The sequence below is a fragment of the Streptomyces sp. NPDC031426 genome (genome assembly GCF_055581585.1).
Genome location: NZ_JBVIJE010000001.1, coordinates 45643 through 59586, shown reverse-complemented (window position 1 = coordinate 59586; position 13944 = coordinate 45643). Strand labels below are relative to the sequence as shown.

Here is a 13944-nt window from a genome sequence, read left to right as displayed (position 1 = left end):
CTCCGGCCGGTCGAGGCCGCCGGAAACCAGTCCCAGGGCCGACCCCCACAGACCGCCACCCGCCCTCCGGTGGATCTCCCGACGCCCCCGCCCGGCCGCGTCGGGTCGGGTCGGGGGCGTCGTACGGACGGCCGGCGGCGTGATTTACCAGGTCACCGGTAGTCGCTCGGGGATTCGCTTCATGAAGCCCGTGCGCCAGACCAGTTGGGCGGGTGGTACGGCGAGCGCGAGGTCCGGCAGGCGGTGCAGGAGGACCTCCAGGGCGATCCGGGCGTGGGCGCGGCCGAGTGCGGTCGCGGGACAGTAGTGGGCGCCGCCGCCGAAGGAGAGGTGGTCGGCGATGTTGTCGCGGTGGACGTCGAAGCGGTGCGGGTCGGGGAACTTCTCCGGATCGAGGTTGGCGCCCTCCACCAGCACCAGGACGAGTTCGCCCTCGCGTATGACGACATCGCCCAGCCGGACGTCCTCCAGGGCGAGGCGGGGCAGGGCGTCCCCGATGGAGAGGTTGACCCGCAGCAACTCCTCCACGCCGGGGCCGATCAGGTCCGGGCGGTCCCTGAGGAGGTCGCGGGCGATGGGGTGGGTGAGCAGGTGGACCAGGGCCATCGCGAGGAAGCCGGACGTGGAGATCACACCCGCGCCGAACATGGTGACGCCCACGGTGGCCAGCATCTCGTCGGTGAGGTGGGCGTAGTCGGGGTCGTCGCGCAGGGCCGCCAGTTCGCCCATCAGACCGTGGGTCGCCGGGTCGTCGAGCAGGGCCGTCATCCGGGCGATGTCCCGGTCCCAGTTGATCTTGGCGCCGGTGACCGGGCACGCCGAATTCATGAAGGCGATGTCGAGGCTGCGCACAAAGCCCGGGGCCTCGCTCTGCGGGATGCCGAGGACGCGGCAGTGCATGCCCGCCGAGTACGGCTCGCAGAACCCTCCGCGCAGGTCGGCCGTCGGGCCGTCGGCCAGCAGCCGGTCCACCAGCCGGTGGGCCTCCCCGCGCAGCCACTCCATCAGGCCCGGCGACTTCGGGTTGAGCGCCTTCAGCACGGCCCGGCGCAGCCCGGCGCCGGTGATGTTGCCCATGTTGTTCACGACCTCGGGCGGGATCGTGAGCGCGTACTGCCTGGGCACCCCGGGGGCGGAGGTGTCCTTGAGGGAGAACCGGTCGTCCTTCAGGATCTGGGCGCACAGGTCGTACGACGACACCAGCCAGGCCTCGTCGCCGGCGATGGTCCGCACGCGCCGTACGGGGGTGGTGGCGCGCAGGTGCTCCACCTCGGCGGGAACCTGGGTGCCGTCCCAGGAGAACGGGAAGTCGAGCAGGGGCGGGTGGTCGGCGCGGGCGCCGGGGGCGGTGGTCATGCGGCGGTTCCTTCGAGGGCGGGGGTGACGATGGCGTGGCCCTGGTTGCGGGAGGCGCGCAGACCGGCGCCACGGGAGTACAACAGCTCGGCCATCGGCAGCAGTTGGTGGTAGCAGTTGAGCGAGGAGGGCACCTTGAGGATCGCGGGGGTGTCCAGGAACAGCGGCGCCTCGGCACAGACGTACTCCAGACACACGGCCCGCTGCCGCTGGGTGGGCGTCTCGCCACGCGCACTGAGGAAACGATTCACCAGGGCGTCGCAGACGGCCCGGAAGGCCCCGTCGGAGGCAAGGCGCGCCTGGAGCTCCCGATGGATGTCCTGGTAGGCGGGGTTGGTGCGGAACTCGGACATCGGATGCCAGTCCATCCGCAGACCCTCCGGATCGGCCGCCGACACCGCGTCACGGACCTTGGCGCGCACCCCGCGCAGGTTCTTCACGGCCTTGCGCCGGGCCTCGTCCGGTGGATAGCCGGACGCCTCGTACATCTCGGCGACGAACAGGTCGGTGTAGACGAAGTCGACCCTGTCGAAGTGGTCCAGTCCCCAGCGGGCGAGGTCGCGCAGGCGGCGGGCGGAGAAATAGCTGTTGCCCGGCGACACGCCGATCACGGCGTGTGCGCCCTCGTCCAGGATGACCTCGCAGTGAGAGGTGTACGGCTGGACTTCGAAGACGTCGGCCATCAGCACGGATGCTGTGGTCAAGGGGAAAGCCTCCGCCGCGCGCTAGTCCCGGCGGAGCCCAGTGCCCCTGGTGTGGCGACGCGGCGCCCTCACGCTAGCGGTACGGCATCAGCACGGGTAGTTACCGCCCCGGTTTGACCGAAAACAGTCGTAGCAATGGTCGAAGTCACCTGCGGCAGGCCCCTGTTGCGGGCCCTACGCTGAGGCTGTGGGCAACCGAGACGAGGATCGTGAGGATCCGGGACAGGTGGCGTCCCGGCTCACCGGACGCCCGGTCACCGACGCACGGGCGGCCTCCGGGCCGCCGGCCGAGGTGACGCTGGACGGCGGCACGACGGTGATGGTCAAGCGCGGTGAGGCGCCCGGGGCCGTACGCGCGGAGGTGGCGGGGCTGCGCTGGCTGGCCGAGGCGCACGCCGTCCGGGTGCCGGCCGTGCTCGGTCACGACCGACGCTGGATGGTGACGGAGTGGGTGCCGACCGGACGGCCCGACCCCGAGGCGGCGCATCATTTCGGCCAGGCCCTGGCCGCCCTGCACGCCGCGGGTGCTTCGGATTTCGGAGCTGCGCCGCCCGGCGGCCCCGAGGACGCGTTCATCGGCCTCGCCCCCATGCGCAACGCGCCGGGCGACGACTGGCCCGGCTGGTACGCCGAGCACCGTGTGCTGCCGTATGTGCGCGGCGCGGTCGACCGCGGCACGCTCCGCCCGGGCGAGGCGGCCGTGTTCGAGCGGGTCTGCGCGCGCCTGCCGGATCTGGCCGGGCCGGCCGAGCCGCCCGCGCGCCTGCACGGCGATCTGTGGAACGGGAACGTGCTGTGGGGCGCCGACGGCGAGGTCCGGCTCATCGACCCGGCCGCGCACGGCGGCCACCGGGAGACGGACCTCGCGATGCTCCAGCTCTTCGGCTGCCCCCATCTGGACCGGGTGCTCGCGGGGTACGAGGAGATGGCACCGCTCGCACCCGGCCGGCGCGACCGAGTGGGCGTGCACCAGCTGTTCCCACTGCTGGTCCACGCCGTGCTGTTCGGACGCGGATATGCGGAACGTGCTTTGACGGTGGCACAGCACGCCCTGTCGCTCGCGGAGTGACCGCCGCCTTTCCCTGGCGGAAGCGCAACGTCCTGGGCTTCACCGGCGTCATCGGCCATGCAGGCATGCCGTTCTGCGGTGCCCGTCGGCACCCCCTCCGACCCATGGTTACTCAGCGTGAGGAAACCAATCACCCGTTCGATTCGTATAAGGACGTGAAAGCCGAATCAGGGAGAGACCATGCAACCGTTCACGCTCAACTACGCGCGCCCCGCTGTGCAGTTGGACGTCACCACTCCGTATGCGTATGACTCCGGACTGCAGTTGAACGTCCTCCCGGACGGGCGGATCGCCGCCACCGACCACGCGACCCTGAGGGCACTGGGGACCACGACCTCGACGGCCGGTTCCAAGACGCACTTCGACGACTGAACGCGGGCCCTGGAAGATGACCGTGCTCATCCTGACCAGTGAAGAGGACGTGACGGCGGACATGGTGGTCCTCCGGCTGGGCGAGGCCGGTGTGCCCGTCGTCCGGCTCGACCCCGCCGATCTGACCAACGGGGTGGCGCTGTCGGGCGAGTACGTGCGGGGCGCCTGCCGTGGACATCTGTCCGTCGGCGGGCGCCTGGTGAGCATGGGCGGCCTGCGCTCCGTCTGGGTGCGCAGGCCCGGCGACGCCGCCGCCCGGGCCGCCCAGCCGTCCGCCTGGCTGACGGAGGAGTCGTCGCAGGCGCTGTACGGCATGCTGCGCACGACCGACGCGCGCTGGATGAACCATCCGGACGCGGCCCGCCGCGCCCGCCACAAGCCCTGGCAGCTGCATCTCGCCCAGGACAGCGGCCTCGCGGTGCCGGCCACGCTGATCACCACTTTCCCGCAGGCGGCCCGGGAGTTCGCGGAGCGCTTCCCGGATCTGGTGGTCAAGCCGGTGTCCGGCGCGCATCCACAGGAGCCGCCGCGTGCGGTGCCGACCAGCCGGGTCGCACCGGACACCGACTTCTCGGCGGTGGCCTTCGGTCCGACGCTGCTGCAGCGCCGGGTCCCCAAACGGGCCGACATCCGGCTCACCGTCGTCGGCGACACGCTGCTGGCCGCGCGCAAACCCGCCGACCCGGACGCCCACCCGGACGACGTGGACGTCCGTTTCGCCCAGTCGGTCTCTCCCTGGCTGCCCGCGGACGTGCCCCCGCGGGTCGCCGAGGGCGTACGGCGGTACATGAGGGGCGCGGAACTGGCTTACGGCGCATTCGACTTCGCCGAGGACGCCGACGGGATCTGGTGGTTCCTGGAGTGCAACCAGTCGGGTCAGTTCGGTTTCGTCGAGATGGACACAGGTCAGCCCATCGCCGCCACGATCGCCAACTGGCTTGCTGCGGACGGGGATCCGGGCGCCAGGTGTGCAGAGGTCAACCGGAGCGCAGGCTCTTGAGGGTGCGGGGATCGGCTCGGAGAAGGGAACGACACATGCGTATCGGACTGCTGGGGACGGGCCCGTGGGCCCAGGCGGCGTACGCCCCCGCCCTCGCCGGGCACCCCGGCGTGGAGTTCGCCGGGGTGTGGGGCCGCCGTCCGCAGGCCGCCACGTCGCTGGCCGAGCAGTACGACGTACCCGCGTTCGACGACGTGGACGCGCTGCTGGCCGACGTGGACGCCGTCGCCGTGGCCCTGCCGCCGTCCGTGCAGGCCGAGTTGGCGGTGCGCGCCGCGCGGGCGGGCCGTCACCTGCTGCTGGACAAGCCGCTCGCGGTGTCGGTGGCCGAGGGGCGGGCCGTCGTGGCCGCGGTGGAGCGGGCCGGGGTGGCCTCGGTGGTGTTCTTCACCGCGCGCTTCCAGAAGGAGCCGGACGCCTGGATCGAGGAACAGGCGTCCGTGGCGGGCTGGTTCACGGCCCGCGCGCAGTGGCTGGGGGCCGTCTTCACCTCCGACAGCCCGTTCGCGGCCTCGCCGTGGCGGCGGGAGAAGGGCGCACTGTGGGACGTCGGCCCGCACGCCCTGTCGGTGCTGCTGCCGGTCCTCGGCGACGTACGGCAGGTCGTGGCGGCGGGGCACGGTCCGGCGGACACCGTGCACCTGGTCCTCGACCATGCCACCGGCGCGTCGAGCACGCTCACGCTGAGCCTGACCGCGCCGCCGGCGGCGGCCGGGGCCGATGTGGAACTGCGGGGCGAGGCGGGCGTGACGCTGATGCCGGGGAGTTCCGAAGGAGCGGTCCCGGCGCTCTCCCGCGCCACCGACGCCCTGCTCACGGCCGCCCGCACGGGCCGCCCCCATACCTGCGACGCCGCCTTCGGCCTCCGCGTCACCGAGATCCTGGCGACAGCGCAGGCCCACCTGACCGACGCCAGCGATGCGGGGCCGACCGACTGACCGGTGACCGAGGCCGGCGGACTCGCGCCGTCGCCGTCGGTGCCGGTGCTCGGGGTGAGCCGGACCGCTCCGGCTCACCCCGAGCCCAGAACCTGCGGCAGACCACCACTGACGGCCCGCTTGTCACCCGGCGCCGACAACGCCGTCGGCCCAGAAGTTGATGCGCTCCCGTACGACGGGATAGCCGGCCCTGGTGAAGTGTGCGGCCATGGGGAAGTTGGTCCGGTCGGTGGCGGCGGCGATGAAGTCGGCGCCCTGGGCCGCCAGGAAGTGGGTGCACTCGGTGAGCAGGTCATAGGCGTAGCCGTGGCCCCGTTGTTCCGGCACGACGCCGATGAAGCCGACGCAGGGTCCGGACGGATTGCGCGCGGGGATGTGGATGCCGGCGGGCTCGCCCTCGGGGGTGCGGGCGATCTGCCACCAGGCGCGCGGGGACGGAAACCAGTGGAAGAGGTCCAGTTCCTGCCGTGCGGCCAGGTCCGGCCCGCCCTGCGCGACGGCCCGGCGGGCGTGGGCGTCCAGGGTGACCGAGTGGATGCGGCGCAGCAGGTCGTGGAACACGGCGTCGTCCGGTTCGGCGGCGAAGACCAGACGGCCGGGCCGCTCGGGCAGGCCCCGGTCCGGGGTCCAGCGGTACAGGAATCGCTCCACCAGTGGTGCATAGCCGGCCGCGCGTGCGGCGGCGGTCCGGATGTCGACGGCTGCCCGCAGTCCCGGGTCGTCACGCCAGCCGGAGGGCAGGTCGAGTTCCAGTTCCTCGGTCTGCCAGGGCGCCGTCCGCAGGAGTTCGGCTCCGGCCTCCTCCTCGCCCTCGGCCACGTCGAACCAGTTGATCAGGAGCGGCTCGGAGTCCTCGGGACGGCCCCACCAGGCGGCCCGGGCCACGGTGCGGCCGTCGCGCACGGCGATGCGCTGCCAGTCGGGGCGGTAGCGGGTGCTGCGGTGCTTGTCACGGAACGCCAGCGGGTCGGGCATGGTGTCGAAAAGGTGCGCGGTGCTCTCGTCGAGCGCGCGGATGACCAGGGTGGCCATGGATTCCTCCGGGATGCTTGCCGCGGTGCGGCGGCGGGGACGCGCTCCCGGTCAGGCGTGGCACACCCGGGTGACGGGGAGGTGGGAGCGCGGAACGACAGTGGCCATGACGCTCGCCTCCTTCCATCCGTCTCGGGCGTGCCCGCACAGGCTATGCGGGCCGCGCACGGGGCGTCCATCCCTTATCCGACCGCACGAGGGTCGAGGGGTCAGCGGGAGGCCCGGGTGCGGAGGTCGGCGTAGCTTGGGGATGTGAAGTCGGTGCGCGGCAGGTCGTCGCGTCGGGACCGGGAGGATCGCGGCTGGTTGCGGGGCGCGCCGCCGCCGTGGTGGGTACGGGTACTGCCCGTGCTGCTGCTCGCGGCCGTCACGACGGCCACGCTGATCACTCCGGGCGCGCGGGACGCCGGTTTCCTGCTCGGGGCGATTCCGCCGCTGGCGGTCCTGTCGTACGGCCCACTGGCCACCGCGGTCCTCGGTCTCGGGGTGGTCGCGGTGCTGAACGTGCCGGCCACGCATCTGAACCGCCCGGGCAACACCGATCTGCTCAGCATCGTGTTCGTGGCCGCGCTGAGTGTGTTCGTGTCCTATGTGCGCAGTCGGCGGGACGCCCAGCTGGACACGGAGCGGGCGATCGGCGAGGCCGTGCAGCGGGCCGTGATGCCGCTCCTGCCGGAGCGGGTCGGGAACGTGGGCTGCGCGGGCTTCTACCGGGCCGCGCAGGACGGGACGCTGGTGGGCGGGGACTTCTTCGACGTACGGGACGGGCCGTACGGTGTGCGCGCGGTGATGGGGGATGTGCAGGGGCACGGGCTGTCGGCGGTCGCGACGGTGGTGTCGCTGCTGGGCGCGTTCCGGGAGGCGGTGCTGGACGAACCGGGCCTGGAGTCGGTCGCCGCGCGCATGGACCGCAGGCTGGCGGTGGACTCGGCGGACGTGCGGCACGCGGAGCTGTTCGCCACCGGGGTGCTGCTGGAGTTCTCCCCCGACGGGGGTGCGGTGCGGGTGGTGACCTGCGGTCATCCGGTGCCCGTGCTGCTGCACGGGGAGGAGGCACTGGAGGTGACGGTCGTGCCGGGACCGCCGCTGGGGATCGGGCTGGTCGGCGCCGACCCGCCGAAGGAGTGCACCATGGCGCTCGGGCCGGGCGACCGGCTCTTCCTGGCCTCCGACGGGGTGTGGGAGGCGCGGGACGCCGAGGGCGGCTTCTATCCGCTGCCGACGCGGCTGACCGCCCTGAGCGGCACGGCGTCCGCCGAGCTGCCGGGGGCGCTGTGGACGGACCTCCTGCGGCACGGTTACGAGGTCCGGGACGACGTCACCATGCTGATGCTGGCGCCCGCACCGCCGCCCGGCTGACCGCCCGGCCGGTCGACCCGCCTCCCATCAGCCCACGTCCCACAGGAAGCGGTGGGTGTGGATGCCGAAGTACGGGAAGGACTGGATCTCCCGGACGCCTTCCAGCAGCCGTACCACGTCGTTGACGAAGTCCAGCAGGGCCTTCGGGCCGGGCGCGACCACCTCGGCGAACAGATCGAATCCGCCCGAGGTCAGCACCGAGTAGACGACCTCCGGGCGTTCGGCCAGGGCGTCGGCGACGGCGCGGGGGTCGCCGTCGACGCCGATGCCGAGCAGGGCCATGGCCTGGCCGCCCATGGCCATCGGGTCGGTGACCCCGACCACCTGGACGGCCTTCGAGTCCAGCAGGCGCTGCAGCCGCTGCCGCGCCGCCGAGGCGGACAGGCCGACCTTCGGGCCGAGGTCGGCGTAGGCGATCCGGCCGTCGGTCTGCAGCTCGCGCAGGATGGCCCGGTCGATCTCGTCCACGTGTGTCCTTTCGTGTCTGATGCCGTCTCTGTTGCCGTCGTCCCGGTGCGTCAGCCGACCAGCTCGGCGAGGGCGGCGTTGAAGACCTCGGTGTGGGTGTCGACGTCCTGCTCGGTGGTGTCCGGGCACATGAGCGCCATGTTGTGGAACGGGGTCAGCAGGATGCCCCGGTTGGCGAGGTAGAGGTGCAGGAAGTCCTCCAGCTCGGGGTCGGAGACGGCCGCGGACTCGGTGCCGGTGCGCGGCGCCGGGCTGGTGAATCGGTACTCGGTGCGGGCGCCCAGCCGGCTCACGGACCAGGGCAGCCGGTGCGCCTCGATGGCCGCCCCGACGCCCGCCTCGAAGCGCTCGGAGAGCTTGCTCATCCGGGCGAACGCCTCGTCGGTGAGGACGTGTTCGAGGGTGGCCCGCATCGCGGCGACCGACAGCGCGTTGCCGGCGAGGGTGCCGCCGACGCCGCCCATGTCGACCAGGTCCAGGTCGGTGCGGGCCAGCAGCCGCTCGGCGAGTTCGGCGGACAGCCCGTAGGCACCGGCCGGGATGCCGCCGCCGATGGCCTTGCCGATGGTCAGCAGGTCGGGCTCCAGGTCCCAGGCAGCCGTGCAGCCGCCGGGTCCCGCGGAGAAGGTGTGGGTCTCGTCGTTGATGAGCAGGCTGCCGTACCGCCTGGTCAGCTCGCGGACGCCGGCGAGATAGGCGGGCTCCGGCAGGACGATGCCGATGTTGGTGAGGGCGGGCTCCATCAGGACGGCGGCGACGTCACCGTGGGCCAGTTCGCGCTCCAGGCCGGCGAGGTCGTTGAACTCGGCCACCCGGCTGGTCAGGGTCACAGGGCACGGCGCACCGACGTTGCCGGGGCGGGCGGTGCCCGTGCCGTCCGGGCCGACGACGATCAGCGACTCGTCGACGCTGCCGTGGTAGCAGTAGCTGTTCACGAGGATCTTCGGACGCCCGGTGACGGCCCGGGCGAGCCGGATCGCCCAGCGGTTGGCGTCGGTCGCGGTGAGCGAGAAGCTCCAGCGCGCCAGGCCGAACCGGCGGGTCAGCTCGGCGCCGACCCACTCCGCGTCCTGCGTCGGCAGCATCGCCGTGGCCCCGCCCAGCTCGGCGAACCGGCGCTGCACGGCCTCGGTGACCGGTGCGGGCGAGTGGCCGGCCATCGCACCGGTGTCGCCGAGGCAGAAGTCGATGTACTCGTGCCCGTCCACATCGGTGACCCGGGCCCCGCGCGCACCGGCCAGATAGCGGGGAAAGGCACCGGCCGTCTTGTTCATCCAGGTCATCGGCACCCGGCCGAAGAGGTGGTCGGCCCCCGCATAGGCCGCGCGGGAGCGCGGGCCCTGGCGCTCGGCCTCGGCGCTCTCGCGGGCCAGGAGGGTGTGCAGACGCGTGCGGTCCATGGAGTACCTCACTGGAGACGGTGGCGAATACCGTGACTCTACGACTGAAACAGCCGTACTCTCAACAGTAGACGACTGAATCAATCGCCAGCTCGCTTGAATCGAGTGTAGCTCTCGGTGGGGGACCCCGGTCCGGGTGACGCGCCCCCTCGCCCGACTGACGAACTCGCAGCCGGAGTTCGAACGTCCCGGCTCAAACGCCAGGGTTCGCCACCCCTTCCGTCACGTAGAAATATCTACGAGCATGCATATGCCGAGGGCAGGCGGACGAGGACACCCGGAGCGGTGCATGACGAACACGATGTGGATGCGGGGCGTGGAGTGGCTGGCCGCGGCGTCGGCGGACCCGCGCTCCTGCAAGTGGGAATGGGATCACGGCGAGGGCATCGCGCTGCTGGAGGCGGGCCGCTTCTGGGACGTGCTGAGCGTCCCCGAGCGGCTGGGCCTGCTCACCCTCGACCTGCTGTGGCGGCCGGGGCTGCCCGTGCCGGGGCCGACGCTCATTGACACGGCGGCGGGCCGGGTCGGGTTCTTCCTGCCGCCGGACCCCTCCGGCGGCTGGGTGGGAGCCGGTCTGCGGTACGCGACCAAGGGGGCCTGGGTCGCCGTGCCGCCGCCGTACCGTCCCGCGCGTTTCCTGGAGTGGCTCGTGCCGCCGGACGGCTCCGGCGCACTCCATTTCCCGGGCGCCCTGGAGGGGGCGCTGCGGCAGGCCAACGGCACCCTGGCCGTCCTCGCGCCGCTGTGCGGCCCGTGACGGTTCAGGCGCGCTCGCGCGCGGGCCGGGCGCCCGAGCCGGCCGGAGGGAGGGCGGCCGACAGCGCGTCCGGCTCCGCGGGCACGGTGCGGCCCTGCGCCCGCCACTCGGCGACGAGACCGGCGTAGATCGGCTCCCGGGCCCGATCCGTCTGCGCCGGCCGGCCCGCCCTGCGCATCCGGTCGATCCGGTCCATCCAATCCAAACGGTGCGCCGGGTCCAAGCGGTTCATGCCGGGGCAACGCCTGTGGCCCGTCACCGGTACGGCCCACCCGGCAGACTCACCGGGTCGGGTGAGAGCATCGCCCGAACGAGGCCTTCCGCCCGTCGGACAAGCATCCCGCCGACAGGCGACGGGCGGGGCGGCCGCCCGCTCGCCCGACGGGCGCGGCTGGGGGTGCCCTCCTATGCTGGGACGGTCAGGGCTCCGGGGTCCCGCTCATCGCACGCTCACCTCTCATGTGCTTGGAGTCAGTCCATGTCGCATACGTCCGCACGCCTGCTGAGGAAGGCCGCGGTCGCCGTCGCGGTGGGGACTCTGATGGCACCGGTCGCCGCCGGGCCCGCATGGGCGTCCCCGGCCGCAGTGCCGGCCGCCCTCGGCGCCGACGCGCCCAGCCCGAGTCCCTCGGGAGCGGCCGTACGTGACCTCACCCCGGGCGTGACACGCCAACTGGACGCCGCCGTGCGCAAGGTGATGCACGAGGCGGGCGTTCCCGGCGTGACCGTCGGCATCTGGACGCCGGGACGGCCGAGTTACGTCCGCTCCTTCGGGGTCGCCGACAAGAGCACCGGCCGGAAGATGACTCCGGACCTGTACATGCGCATCGGCAGCGAGACCAAGACGTTCACGGTGACCGCGCTGCTGCAGCTGGTGGACCAGAAGAAGGTGGGCCTGGACGACCCGATCGGCAAGTACATCGGCGGCGTACCCAATGAGAACAGGATCACGCTGCGTCAGCTCGCCGACATGCGCAGCGGACTGTTCAACTACTCCGAGGACCCGGACTTCGACAAGGCGCTCACCTCGGACCCGCAACGGCCCTTCACCCCCGAGCAGTTGCTCGCCTACTCCGTCAAGCATCCGGTGATGTTCCAGCCCGGGGAGAAGTTCTCCTACAGCAACACCAACCTCATCCTGCTGGGGCTGGTGGTGGAGCAGGAGAGCGGGCAGCACCTCGGCGACTACATCAAGCAGCACGTCCTCGATCCGGCCGGCATGAAGCACACACTCTTCCCCACCGGCAACGAGTTCCCCGCCCCGCATGCGCACGGGTACACCGTGCAGACGGCGAACGGCGAGGAGGCGGACGCGACCGACTGGAATCCGTCCTGGGGCTGGGCGGCCGGCGCGATGATCTCCGATCTGCGGGAACTGCACACCTGGGCGCGCACGGTCGCCACGGGCCGGTTCCCGGACGGTGGGCGGATGGTGAGCGCCGCCGTCCAGAAGCAGCGGCTGATCACCCCGGGAACCGGCATGATCAAGGGTGCCGGATACGGTCTGGGCATCTTCGACGTCCAGGCCTGGATCGGCCACAACGGCTCCCTGCCGGGCTACCAGACGCTGACCGTCTACCTGCCCGGGACGAGGACGTCGCTCGTCGTGCTGCTCAACACGGACACCGACTACCGGTCACGGGAACCCAGTACCGCGCTGGGCGAGGCGATCACGAAGATCATCTCGCCGGCCCACGTGTACAACCTCCCCGTCACGCGGACCGGATGAGGCACGCGGGGCCGCGACCGGTCCCCCGTTCCGGTCGTGCCCCGCGGACTGCCGAAGGTACGTGCACTGCTGGACGGGGGGTAGTGCACGCGTGCCCGGCAGGGTCCGCACGGGACTCACCACTGCACAGCCGAGTCCGGTTGGTCCGGGTTCGCCGCGCCGGGGCCGGCGGTCACGCCGAGGTCGGGCACGGGCAGTTCGCCGGTGACGAGGTGGGCGAGGACGACCTCGTACAGGTCGGTGCCGCCGGCCGTCAGCCGCCGCTCCAGGACGGCTTCGGCGGCCCGGACGTGTTCGCGCACGGTCTGGGCGTGTACGCCGAGGGCCTGGGCGGCGCGTTCGGCGTGCGCGTCGGCCCCGGCCCAGGCGCACAGGGTGCCACGCAGATCCCGGCCGTCCTCGTCGAGGCGGCCGAGCAGCCCCTCCGCCCAGGAGCGCAGCGCACTCGTCCCGAGCAGCTCGGTGAGCCGGGTCCGGACCAGCGGTCCGGCCGCACCGCCGGACAGGTCGTACGGGCCGTGTGCGGCCTCGGTGTTGAGGGCGGCGTGGGCGAGGGCGCGGACGGGCAGCCGGGACAGGTCGGCGCCGAGCAGCGCGGCGACCCGGTCCATCCGGGCGCGGACCGTGTTGCGGCTGACGCCGAGCACCTTGGCCGCGCTCACGGCGGTGAACTCCAGACCGAGCCGGGTGGTGGCGAGCAGTTCGGCACGCACATGGTGCGGCAGCGCGTCGAGCGGGCGCAGCACGGCGGCGGCCCAGGCCCGCAGCGTCGCGGGGTCCATCAGCTGTGCGGGGCGGGTGCGAGCGGCGTAGACGGCGTACCGGTCGGGCTGGAAGCGGGCCACGGCGAGGGCGGTGACGGCCTGTCCGTAGGCGGTGGCGGTCAGGGCGAGGCGCTGCCGGGGGCTGCCGCCGAGGAAGGTGCCGGACCGGTCGGCGATCAGGGCGCGCAGCCGCTCCCCCACCTCGGCGGACGGGCCCACGACGATGACGTGCTCGTCCACCGCGGGGCAGCGCACGACGAGCGCGCGGCCGTCGGTGGCGGCCACGCACGCGTCGGCGAGCCGGTCGCGTTCCACGGCGGCGTCCTCGAGGACGTAGACGCGGGCGGAGTCCTGTTCCAGCAGGCCCGGCCAGAGTCCGGCGGCGACCCGGCGGGCGGAGACGGTGTCCTCCACCATGAGCAGTTGCAGGATGGCCAGCCGCAGATCGGCCGTGGCCCGCCGCAGCCGCCGCTCTGACTCGGCCGACTCGCGTTGCCCGAGCAGGAGTTCCAGTACGGCGACGGTGTGGCCGAGGATCTCGGTGCCGCGCCGGTCGAAGGGCTCCGGGCGGGCCACGGCGAGGACGGCGCCCGCCGGCTGGCCGGACCCCGGATGCCGTATCCCGACCAGGCGTACGTGCCGTACCCCGTCGTCGAGGGACGCGGCGGAGACCCGGCCCGCGAAGACATCGGCGACGACGGCGGAGTCGAGCGGCAGCGGCTCACCGGCGAGCAGGTCACCGCGGCCGTCCTGGAGGCACACCGCCGCGTTCACGGTCCGGGCGAGCCAGTCGACGAGCCGGCGAAGATCGCGTCCGGCGGGCCGCAGCTGGTCCAGCAACTCCTGCGCCCAGGCGCTGTCCCCGCCGTACGGCTGCTGGAACGCCGGGCCCTCGTCCGGTCGGCCGGCCACGTTCCCCTCTCCTCGCCTCCGTGTTGACCTGGGCATACGTATCGGCACGTTACCCGAAACGGCGCGCTCCCGCCGCCGGACATG

The 13944-nt window shown here is 72.7% G+C and carries 14 protein-coding genes; 7 read left to right on the top strand and 7 right to left on the bottom strand.

Features of this window, described 5'->3' with window-relative positions; genetic code table 11:
- Positions 1-144: 144 nt before the first annotated feature.
- Together ACZ5NH_RS00315 and ACZ5NH_RS00310 are read right to left on the bottom strand one after the other, a co-directional pair.
- On the bottom strand, positions 145-1356 hold the full coding sequence (locus tag ACZ5NH_RS00315; RefSeq protein WP_468772040.1) for a cytochrome P450: 1212 nt from the start codon (positions 1354-1356) through the stop codon (positions 145-147).
- Positions 1353-2060, bottom strand: coding sequence for a cyclodityrosine synthase (locus ACZ5NH_RS00310; RefSeq protein WP_468772038.1), 708 nt, complete (start codon positions 2058-2060; stop codon positions 1353-1355). The genes ACZ5NH_RS00315 and ACZ5NH_RS00310 overlap by 4 nt, the downstream gene beginning before the upstream one ends.
- Before the next feature lie 226 nt (positions 2061-2286).
- On the opposite strand from ACZ5NH_RS00310, the gene ACZ5NH_RS00305 reads away from it, so the two are divergent.
- The 4 genes from ACZ5NH_RS00305 to ACZ5NH_RS00290 all read left to right on the top strand — a co-directional run bounded on the left by ACZ5NH_RS00305 (position 2287) and on the right by ACZ5NH_RS00290 (position 5439).
- Positions 2287-3129, top strand: coding sequence for a fructosamine kinase family protein (locus ACZ5NH_RS00305; RefSeq protein WP_468772650.1), 843 nt, complete (start codon positions 2287-2289; stop codon positions 3127-3129).
- Positions 3130-3309: 180 nt separating this feature from the next.
- Positions 3310-3501: a putative ATP-grasp-modified RiPP gene (gene tgmA, locus ACZ5NH_RS00300; RefSeq protein ID WP_020938095.1), complete on the top strand. Its 192-nt coding sequence runs from the start codon at positions 3310-3312 to the stop codon at positions 3499-3501.
- 16 nt (positions 3502-3517) lie between these two features.
- Positions 3518-4501 carry an ATP-grasp ribosomal peptide maturase gene (tgmB, locus tag ACZ5NH_RS00295; RefSeq protein WP_468772036.1) on the top strand — a complete coding sequence of 328 codons (984 nt, stop codon included), beginning with the start codon at positions 3518-3520 and terminating at the stop codon, positions 4499-4501.
- 35 nt (positions 4502-4536) lie between these two features.
- Positions 4537-5439: a Gfo/Idh/MocA family protein gene (locus ACZ5NH_RS00290; protein ID WP_468772035.1), complete on the top strand. Its 903-nt coding sequence runs from the start codon at positions 4537-4539 to the stop codon at positions 5437-5439.
- Positions 5440-5562: 123 nt separating this feature from the next.
- Here the strand turns inward: ACZ5NH_RS00290 and ACZ5NH_RS00285 are convergent, their stop codons facing one another.
- Complete coding sequence (locus ACZ5NH_RS00285) at positions 5563-6471, bottom strand: GNAT family N-acetyltransferase (protein WP_468772033.1); 909 nt, start codon at positions 6469-6471, stop codon at positions 5563-5565.
- Positions 6472-6723: 252 nt separating this feature from the next.
- On the opposite strand from ACZ5NH_RS00285, the gene ACZ5NH_RS00280 reads away from it, so the two are divergent.
- A complete protein-coding gene (locus ACZ5NH_RS00280; protein ID WP_468772031.1) occupies positions 6724-7830 on the top strand; it encodes a PP2C family protein-serine/threonine phosphatase in 1107 nt (368 codons plus the stop codon).
- A gap of 27 nt (positions 7831-7857) precedes the next feature.
- Here the strand turns inward: ACZ5NH_RS00280 and ACZ5NH_RS00275 are convergent, their stop codons facing one another.
- Positions 7858-8298 (bottom strand): Lrp/AsnC family transcriptional regulator, encoded by a 441-nt coding sequence (locus tag ACZ5NH_RS00275; protein ID WP_388629410.1) that lies wholly within the window; start codon positions 8296-8298, stop codon positions 7858-7860.
- A 50-nt stretch (positions 8299-8348) separates the two neighbouring features.
- Positions 8349-9698, bottom strand: coding sequence for a transaminase (locus tag ACZ5NH_RS00270; RefSeq protein ID WP_468772029.1), 1350 nt, complete (start codon positions 9696-9698; stop codon positions 8349-8351).
- A gap of 289 nt (positions 9699-9987) precedes the next feature.
- On the opposite strand from ACZ5NH_RS00270, the gene ACZ5NH_RS00265 reads away from it, so the two are divergent.
- Complete coding sequence (locus ACZ5NH_RS00265; RefSeq protein WP_388629404.1) at positions 9988-10455, top strand: hypothetical protein; 468 nt, start codon at positions 9988-9990, stop codon at positions 10453-10455.
- A 4-nt stretch (positions 10456-10459) separates the two neighbouring features.
- Here the strand turns inward: ACZ5NH_RS00265 and ACZ5NH_RS00260 are convergent, their stop codons facing one another.
- Positions 10460-10651 (bottom strand): hypothetical protein, encoded by a 192-nt coding sequence (locus tag ACZ5NH_RS00260; protein ID WP_468772027.1) that lies wholly within the window; start codon positions 10649-10651, stop codon positions 10460-10462.
- A gap of 282 nt (positions 10652-10933) precedes the next feature.
- Here ACZ5NH_RS00260 and ACZ5NH_RS00255 point away from each other — a divergent pair, with 282 nt between their 5' ends.
- Complete coding sequence (locus tag ACZ5NH_RS00255; RefSeq protein ID WP_468772026.1) at positions 10934-12184, top strand: serine hydrolase domain-containing protein; 1251 nt, start codon at positions 10934-10936, stop codon at positions 12182-12184.
- A gap of 116 nt (positions 12185-12300) precedes the next feature.
- Here the strand turns inward: ACZ5NH_RS00255 and ACZ5NH_RS00250 are convergent, their stop codons facing one another.
- Positions 12301-13860 carry a PucR family transcriptional regulator gene (locus ACZ5NH_RS00250; RefSeq protein ID WP_468772024.1) on the bottom strand — a complete coding sequence of 520 codons (1560 nt, stop codon included), beginning with the start codon at positions 13858-13860 and terminating at the stop codon, positions 12301-12303.
- Positions 13861-13944 lie beyond the last annotated feature (84 nt).

What these genes read in the sequence shown, in the direction of transcription:
- ACZ5NH_RS00315 (WP_468772040.1), bottom strand. Translation starts at nt 1,356, where the DNA reads ATGACCACCGCCCCCGGCGCCCGCGCCGACCACCCGCCCCTGCTCGAC.
- tgmA (WP_020938095.1), top strand. Translation starts at nt 3,310, where the DNA reads ATGCAACCGTTCACGCTCAACTACGCGCGCCCCGCTGTGCAGTTGGAC.
- tgmB (WP_468772036.1), top strand. Translation starts at nt 3,518, where the DNA reads ATGACCGTGCTCATCCTGACCAGTGAAGAGGACGTGACGGCGGACATG.
- ACZ5NH_RS00290 (WP_468772035.1), top strand. Translation starts at nt 4,537, where the DNA reads ATGCGTATCGGACTGCTGGGGACGGGCCCGTGGGCCCAGGCGGCGTAC.
- ACZ5NH_RS00285 (WP_468772033.1), bottom strand. Translation starts at nt 6,471, where the DNA reads ATGGCCACCCTGGTCATCCGCGCGCTCGACGAGAGCACCGCGCACCTT.
- ACZ5NH_RS00270 (WP_468772029.1), bottom strand. Translation starts at nt 9,698, where the DNA reads ATGGACCGCACGCGTCTGCACACCCTCCTGGCCCGCGAGAGCGCCGAG.
- ACZ5NH_RS00265 (WP_388629404.1), top strand. Translation starts at nt 9,988, where the DNA reads ATGACGAACACGATGTGGATGCGGGGCGTGGAGTGGCTGGCCGCGGCG.
- ACZ5NH_RS00260 (WP_468772027.1), bottom strand. Translation starts at nt 10,651, where the DNA reads ATGGACCGGATCGACCGGATGCGCAGGGCGGGCCGGCCGGCGCAGACG.
- ACZ5NH_RS00255 (WP_468772026.1), top strand. Translation starts at nt 10,934, where the DNA reads ATGTCGCATACGTCCGCACGCCTGCTGAGGAAGGCCGCGGTCGCCGTC.